Below are 5,989 nucleotides of genomic sequence, written 5' to 3'. Positions count from 1 at the left end.
GCCCAGCACCTGCCGTATGATCTGGTGTTCGCCAACATCCTGGCCGCACCGCTGGTCGAACTGGCCCCTGAAATCGGCGCCGCGCTGAAGTCGGGCGGGGTCGCCATCCTGTCGGGCCTGCTGCGCACGCAGGAGGAGCGGGTGCTGGACGCCTATCTGCCGCTGGGCTTCGTGGTCGAACAGACCATCCACCATGACGCCTGGAGCGCCCTGCAACTGCGCAAGGGTTGATCAGAAGTCGCTCGAATCGGGCTGACCGTTCGAGCCGTTCAGGCCGCCGTCCACGGGCATGACGTGTCCGTGGACGAAGCTGGCGTCCTCTGACGCCAGGAAGGCGATCACCGCAGCGATCTCCTCAGGCTGTGCGCCGCGCCCCAGCGGGATCGCCTTGGCGAAGGCGTCCATCAGCGGTTTGTCCTCATTCATCTCGGCGGTCAGATTTGTATGGACCAGGGTCGGCGCCACGGCATTGATCCGTACGCCGTCGCGACCGCTGTCGCGCGCCAGGGACCGGGTCAGCTGGCTGACCGCGCCCTTGGACATGTTGTAGCCGATCATCGATCCATCGCCGCCCAGGCCGGAGATGGAGCTGGTGTTGACGATGCAGCCCTTGGTCTTCTTCAGTTCGGGATAGGCGGCGCGGCAGCCATAGAAGACGCCGTCGACATTGATGTTCATGACCTTGCGGTAGTCATCCAGCGTGACCTCGGTGACCGTGCCCTCGCACAGGACGCCCGCATTGTTCACGATCACGTCCAGTTGGCCGAACTGGTCCACGGCGGCCTTCACCATGGCCTCGACCTGATCCAGTTTCGAGACGTCGACCTGATGGGCGACGACGTTTTCGCCGTCGAAATCCTTCATGGCCTCGGTGTTGAGATCGGCGGCCAGCACATTGGCGCCTTCTGACGCGAACCTCTGAACCGCAGCCTGGCCGATGCCCGAGCCAGCGCCAGTGACAATTACAGTTTTTCCGGTGAAGCGAGCCATCGCTTTGTCCTTTCGTGTTCTGGGGTGCCCAAAGACAACAGGACCAGCGGCAGGCCGTTCCAAGACAAGTTGTCCCATGTCTTGAGCGGAAGGCGGCGGGGGCCTAGGGGATGGCCATGCGCCAGACCTTTGATGAAACCACCGATCCGTCCTTTGGAGCCAAACACCTGCCTCTGCTGCGGGCCGAAATGGCCAAGCAGGGGTTGGATGGCTTTCTGATCCCGCACGAGGACGAGCACCAGAACGAGTATCTGCCCGACGCCAATGAGCGTCTGGCCTGGGCGACCGGCTTCACCGGCTCGGCCGGGGCGGCGGTGGTGTTTCAGGATCGGGCCAGCATGTTCACCGATGGGCGCTACACCGTGCAGGTGAAGGCCCAGACCGATCCGGCCCTGTTTGAACGCCGCGACCTGAACGATGTCGCGTCCTATCTGGAGACGGCGGCCAAGGGTTCGGTCATCGGCTATGACCCGCGCCTGCATAGCCCTGACGCCCTGATCCCGCTGAAGAGCGCGGCGCAGAAGGCGGGGGCGGAACTGAAGGCCGTTGCGGTCAATCCGCTGGATCTGGCCTGGGGCGATGCGCGCCCGGCTCAGCCCGCAGCGCCTGTCGTGCCGCATGAGGATGCCTATTCCGGCGAAGCCCACGCCTCGAAGCGGACGCGGATCGGCGAAGCTGTGGCCGATGCGGGCGCGGATGTGGTCCTACTGACGGCGCCGTCCTCGATTGCGTGGCTGTTCAATGTGCGCGGCGGGGACGTGATCCGTTCGCCGTTGCCGATTGGTCAGGCCCTGCTGGCGGCGGATGGCACGGCGCGGCTGTTCCTGGATCCGGCCAAGGTGACGAACGAACTGCCTGAATGGCTGGGCGACGCGGTGCAGATCGTGGCGACCGAGCGACTGGCCAAGGTGCTGGATGGTCTGGGCGGTCAGAAGGTGCTGGTTGATCCGGCCCTGTCGTCCGCCTGGTATTTCGACCGTCTGGAGCAGGCGGGTGCGACGGTGGTGCGTGGAGCGGACCCCTGCGCCATTCCGCGCGCATCCAAGAACGCCGTCGAGATCGAAGGCAGCCGCCGTGCCCATATCCGCGACGGCGCCGCCCTGACGCGCTTCCTGCACTGGGTCGACACTGTAGTTCAGGACACCCTGCCGGACGAGCGCACGGTGGTTGAGGCGCTGGAGCGGTTCCGCGAGGAAACGGGCGCGCTGAAGGACCTCAGCTTCGACACCATTGCGGGCGCTGGCCCCAATGGCGCCCTGCCGCACTACAAGCCCGTCGGCGGTACGATCCGTCACGTCGAGAAGGGCTCGCTGCTGCTGGTGGACGGCGGCGGACAGTATCTGGACGGCACGACCGATGTGACCCGCACCATGGCGATCGGCGAACCGACCGCAGACCAGAAGCGGATGTTCACCCTGGTGCTGAAGGCGCATATCGCCATGGCCACGATCCGTTTCCCCGCCGGGACCAGCGGCATGGCTCTGGACGCCATCGCCCGCGCGCCGATGTGGAATGCCGGTCTGGATTATGACCACGGCACGGGTCACGGCGTCGGCTCTTATCTGGGGGTGCATGAAGGTCCGCAGCGGATTGCCAAATGGGGCACGCCCCAGCCGCTGCTGGAGGGCATGATCCTGTCCAACGAGCCGGGCTATTACCGCGAAGGCCACTGGGGCATCCGTATCGAGACCCTGCAGGTGGTGACGCCCGCGACGGCGCCCGAGGGCGGCGAACGCCCCATGCACGGGTTCGAGCAACTGACCTTTGCGCCCCATGACCGTCACCTGATCGACGCGGACATGCTGACGGCGGACGAGCGGGTCTATGTCGACGCCTACCACGCCGAGACGCTGGCCAAGGTCGGGCCTTTGCTGGATGGCGAGGTGCTGAACTGGCTGACGGAGGCCTGCGCCCCGCTGTGACCGGTCTGACCGCATGACCATGATCGGCGCCATCGCCCTGCTGCTGGTCTGTCAGTTGGCGGGGGAGGCGATCCATCGGATGACGGGGCTGCCTCTGCCGGGGGCGGTGATCGGCATGGTCCTGCTGGTCGGATGGCTGGCGCTGGTGCGCAAGGAGCGCCCGACGCTGGAGGCGGTGACCGGCTGGCTGACGGCGCATCTGTCGATCATGTTCGTGCCTGCAGCCGTGGGCCTGATCGACGAAGGGGCGGCCCTGTCGCGCTATGGCGTGGGCATTGTCGTGGCGACGGTGATCTCGGTGCTGCTGACACTGTGCGTGACGGCGCTGGTGTTCCGCTGGGCCTTGCGCCGGTTCGGGCCGGACGAGGAGGGGCGGGCATGAGCGGCCTGATGTCCTCGCCGATCCTGTGGCTGACGGCGACCCTGATCGTGTTCGAGGGGGCGGACAGGCTGTCGCGCCGCAGCGGGCGGCATCCGCTGTGCCATCCAGTTCTGCTGGCGACGCCGGTGCTGATCGGGGTGCTGCTGCTGACCCGCACACCCTATTCGACCTATTACAGCGCGACGCAGATGCTGGTCTTCCTGCTGGGACCGGCGGTGGTCGGGCTGGTCGTGCCGATCTGGGCGCAACGGGCGGTGATCCGGCGTCTGGCTGTGCCGATTACTTTGGCGCTGGCGGCGGGGGCGGTGACGGCTGTGGTCAGCGCGGTTGGCGTACTGGCTCTGTTCGGCGCGCCGCGTGAAATACTAGCCTCCATTGCGCCACGCGCCACCACGACCCCGGTGGCGATGGAGATGGCGGCGCAGTTGGGCGGCGTGCCTGCTCTGGCTGCGGTGATCGTGCTGTTTGCGGGCGTGTTCGGGGCGATGGTGGCCACGCCCCTGTTCAATGCCCTGAAGATCACGGACTTCCGCGCGCGCGGGTTCGCCACTGGCGTCTCGGCGCATGGCATAGGCGCGGCGCGGGCGTTTCAGGTGGATGCGACGGCGGGCGCCTTCGCCAGTCTGGGCATGGCGTTGAATGCGGTGGCGACGGCTACGCTTCTGTCGTTTCTGGCGCTTCTGATCTGACCGGCTTTTGATCGGCGCAATGCCTTAGCTCCGTCACCGGGCAGGACAGATCGGCCAGCGCCGCCTTGGTCGCCTCATAGCCGGACGCCACGGGGGCGTCGTAGGCCTTCCAGTCGCGGATGTCGGTCGTGCCGGTCTTGGGCAGGATCAGGACATCGGCGTCGGCGCGCGACTGCTCCATTTCAGTGTCGGTGGTGATGGTGGCTGACCGCATCAGGATCGAGACGATGGGCGGGCCGCGCTTCCAGGCGCCGGAAGCGATCCATTTCCACCAGGACGGCGGGTTCTCCAGCGACTGCGGATCGACACCGCGCGTCTGGGACATGTCCACGCCGATGATCGGGCCGCTGTTCAACTGGCGCATCACGCTGGTGGGGAAGTTCTTCAGCACCGCGCCGTCCACCAGCACCTGTTCGTCGATGACGACCGGCGGCAGGACGCCGGGAATGGCGATGGAGGCGCGCATGGCCTTGCGCATCAGGCCGCTGCGATGAACCACGATCCGGCCAGAGGTCAGGTTGGACGACACGGCGAAGAAGGGCAGGGGCAGGTCGGCGATGTCGACATCGCCATAAGCCCGCTCCAGCAGGCCGGACACCTTGCGCGCCCGCGACATGGCGATCAGGGGCAGGGTGATGTCGGACAGGGGGTCGGATTCGACAAAGGCCCTGCGGATCTCGTGATCCAGCCGCTCGAACGACCAGCCCAGGGCCGGACCCGCCGCCACGACGGCGCCCATGGACGAGCCGCCCAGGAAGTCGAGCGGCACCTTGGCCTCTTCCAGCGCCTTGACCGCGCCGATGTGGCAATAGGCGCGCGCGCCGCCGCCCGAGAGGACCAGACCGACAGCCGTGCCGGTGACCACGCGCGCCAAGCGTTCGGCGTCGGAGGCCAGACCCTCGACACAGTGGAACCAGCGATCCGGCTCCAGCGCATTCAGCCAGACACGGGTGTTTGCCGGCTTGGTCATGCGCGGATCACGCAGCAGGATCAGGTCGGTCAGGCGGCGGTTGTCACCGAAGCCCACGCGGCGCGGCATATTGGTGGGCGGGGCCAAGAGCCCGCTGCCGACGATGAACAGCCGGTCCACCTGACGGGTGCATAGATTGGCCCAGGCAGGCTGATCCTGTTCGGCGACATAGAGGACATAGTCGTGGTCGTCTTCGACCCGGCTGAACCATTCCGCCGCCGAGGACAGGGCCGACTGGTCGATGACCTTGCAGGTGAAGCCCAGCGCCTGAATAGCCGCTGCGATCCGTTCGATGAAGGCGCGGATCGGCTGGGGGCGGGCGGAGACGAAGCCGAAGACGCTGGGTTCGGTGGCGCCGCCCGCGCGCTCTCGGGCGCGATGAATCATCAGGCGCGACAGTTCGACCATCAGGTCGGGTTCGGTCCGGGCGGCCTCAAAGAAGGCTTCGCGCGGCAGGGACAGGATTTCGGTGTCGCGCAGGGCCACGACGCTGGCGGTGTGAGGGGTTCCCGCCAGCATGGCCATTTCGCCAACCGGCTCGCCAGACCGCACCACGCCCAGGAACTGTCCCGGTTGGCCCTGTTCCATGCGGAAGACGCCCAGGCGCCCGCTGCGGACCAGATACAGGGTGTCGGACTCGTCGCCCTCGGCGAACAACTGCTCGCCGCCGGTCAGGGCGAACCAACTGGCTCGCCCCATCATCTTGCCCTCGAATATGCGCGAGAGGGCGGCTTCCAGGGTGTCGGGACGAAGCGTGGCCATGCGTCTATCTAGGGCCGATTCCGCCGCCTCGCCACGACCTGCGTCAACTAATCAGGCCGCACGACCATGCAGGTGACGCGGCGTTCAGCCAGGGCTTCGCACGCCGACTTGGCCGAAGCTTCGGTCAGGCCGGTGAAGCGCGAACGATACCACTCACCCGCGGTCTGAACCTTGCGTTCCGCGCCGGTGAACTGGGGGCGGAATCTGCGGTTGATCTCGGTCAGCCAGTCCTGGGCCAGGCGTTCTTCGCGGAAGGCGCCGACCTGCACCGACC

At 66.8% G+C, this 5,989-nt stretch carries 7 protein-coding genes; 4 read left to right on the top strand and 3 right to left on the bottom strand.

All coding sequences use genetic code 11. The features are described 5' to 3' along the window. Positions 1–231: 50S ribosomal protein L11 methyltransferase (locus QZ281_RS13770; protein ID WP_292229282.1), on the top strand; the 231-nt coding region annotated here is incomplete at its 5' end. On the opposite strand, the gene QZ281_RS13765 is transcribed toward QZ281_RS13770, so the two are convergent. Further along, positions 232–990, bottom strand: a complete 759-nt coding sequence (locus QZ281_RS13765; RefSeq protein WP_292229280.1) for an SDR family oxidoreductase — start codon at positions 988–990, stop codon at positions 232–234. 116 nt (positions 991–1,106) lie between these two features. On the opposite strand from QZ281_RS13765, the gene QZ281_RS13760 reads away from it, so the two are divergent. Genes QZ281_RS13760 through QZ281_RS13750 form a run of 3 tightly spaced genes read left to right on the top strand, consistent with a single transcriptional unit; the run spans position 1,107 to position 3,983 of the window. After that, positions 1,107–2,912 carry an aminopeptidase P family protein gene (locus QZ281_RS13760; RefSeq protein ID WP_292229278.1) on the top strand — a complete coding sequence of 602 codons (1,806 nt, stop codon included), beginning with the start codon at positions 1,107–1,109 and terminating at the stop codon, positions 2,910–2,912. 13 nt (positions 2,913–2,925) lie between these two features. Further along, positions 2,926–3,294: a CidA/LrgA family protein gene (locus QZ281_RS13755; RefSeq protein WP_292229276.1), complete on the top strand. Its 369-nt coding sequence runs from the start codon at positions 2,926–2,928 to the stop codon at positions 3,292–3,294. Then, complete coding sequence (locus tag QZ281_RS13750) at positions 3,291–3,983, top strand: LrgB family protein (protein WP_292229274.1); 693 nt, start codon at positions 3,291–3,293, stop codon at positions 3,981–3,983. The genes QZ281_RS13755 and QZ281_RS13750 overlap by 4 nt, the downstream gene beginning before the upstream one ends. Here the strand turns inward: QZ281_RS13750 and QZ281_RS13745 are convergent. Both QZ281_RS13745 and QZ281_RS13740 read right to left on the bottom strand, forming a co-directional pair. Further along, a complete protein-coding gene (locus QZ281_RS13745; protein ID WP_292229273.1) occupies positions 3,949–5,715 on the bottom strand; it encodes a patatin-like phospholipase family protein in 1,767 nt (588 codons plus the stop codon). The two genes, QZ281_RS13750 and QZ281_RS13745, sit on opposite strands and share 35 nt — an antisense overlap. A gap of 47 nt (positions 5,716–5,762) precedes the next feature. Continuing rightward, positions 5,763–5,989 (bottom strand): SPOR domain-containing protein (locus tag QZ281_RS13740; protein WP_292229271.1); only part of this gene is annotated, 227 nt, incomplete at its 5' end.

Origin of the sequence: Brevundimonas sp. (assembly GCF_018608325.1) — a bacterium.
GTDB lineage: Bacteria > Pseudomonadota > Alphaproteobacteria > Caulobacterales > Caulobacteraceae > Brevundimonas.
This window is presented reverse-complemented; position numbering and strand designations above follow the sequence as displayed.

What these genes read in the sequence shown, in the direction of transcription:
- QZ281_RS13760 (WP_292229278.1), top strand. Translation starts at nt 1,107, where the DNA reads ATGCGCCAGACCTTTGATGAAACCACCGATCCGTCCTTTGGAGCCAAA.
- QZ281_RS13765 (WP_292229280.1), bottom strand. Translation starts at nt 990, where the DNA reads ATGGCTCGCTTCACCGGAAAAACTGTAATTGTCACTGGCGCTGGCTCG.
- QZ281_RS13750 (WP_292229274.1), top strand. Translation starts at nt 3,291, where the DNA reads ATGAGCGGCCTGATGTCCTCGCCGATCCTGTGGCTGACGGCGACCCTG.
- QZ281_RS13745 (WP_292229273.1), bottom strand. Translation starts at nt 5,715, where the DNA reads ATGGCCACGCTTCGTCCCGACACCCTGGAAGCCGCCCTCTCGCGCATA.
- QZ281_RS13755 (WP_292229276.1), top strand. Translation starts at nt 2,926, where the DNA reads ATGACCATGATCGGCGCCATCGCCCTGCTGCTGGTCTGTCAGTTGGCG.